The sequence below is a fragment of the Dickeya zeae NCPPB 2538 genome (genome assembly GCF_000406165.1).
Classification (GTDB): domain Bacteria; phylum Pseudomonadota; class Gammaproteobacteria; order Enterobacterales; family Enterobacteriaceae; genus Dickeya; species Dickeya zeae.
Map to the genome: position 1 here is coordinate 1 of NZ_AOOF01000044.1, position 684 is coordinate 684.

The window sequence follows — 684 nt, forward strand, 5'->3', positions numbered from 1 at the left end:
CCAGCCGGGCGACAGCATCGAGGTGGACATCGAGAAGGTCGGCCACCTGCGCAACACCATCGGCGAGGCCGTCCGGCCGGTGACCGCCCCGCGTGCCGCCTCCGTGGCCGCCGGGCACTGAATCGTTCCCGCTGCCGGGTGACCGGCGGCGTCAGCCCCGCGGTGACGGGGCCCAGCAACAAGCAGGATAACCGTTATGTACGCCGATGACGACGAGAGTGTTACGTTTGCCACGCTGGATGCGCGCGTCCCGTCCCCCACGCTGGTGGCGATAACCGCGCTGCTGGCGCGCTGCCAGCTGGACCGGGACCAGGACGTCGAGTTTTTTGTGGCCGGCACGCATCACGGGCGGCTGGTGGCCTGTGCCGGGCTGTGCGCCAGCACCATCAAGTGCGTGGCGGTGGACCCCGACTTTCGCGAGCTCAGCCTGGGGGCGAAGGTGGTCAACGAGGTGGTGCAGCTGGCGGCCGAGCGCGGCCTGTTCCACCTGTTTCTCTACACCCGTCCCTGCAACGTCACGGCGTTCCGCGGCTGCGGCTTCTACCCGATTGCCTGCTATGACGACCAGGCGGTGCTGATGGAGAACACGCCGCTCGGCATCAGCCAGTACTGCCAGTCGCTGGCGGCCGAAGTCAGACCGGGGCGGGACATCGGGGCCATCGTGATGAACGCCAACCCGTTCAC

The 684-nt window shown here is 68.4% G+C and carries 1 protein-coding gene and 1 pseudogene; both read left to right on the top strand.

Features of this window, described 5'->3' with window-relative positions; all coding sequences use genetic code 11:
* Window positions 1–121 (top strand): annotated as a pseudogene (locus DZE2538_RS21395) (fumarylacetoacetate hydrolase family protein); the annotation flags it as partial.
* Window positions 122–196: 75 nt separating this feature from the next.
* On the top strand, window positions 197–684 hold a 488-nt coding region (locus tag DZE2538_RS00040), incomplete at its 3' end, for a GNAT family N-acetyltransferase (RefSeq protein WP_038915254.1).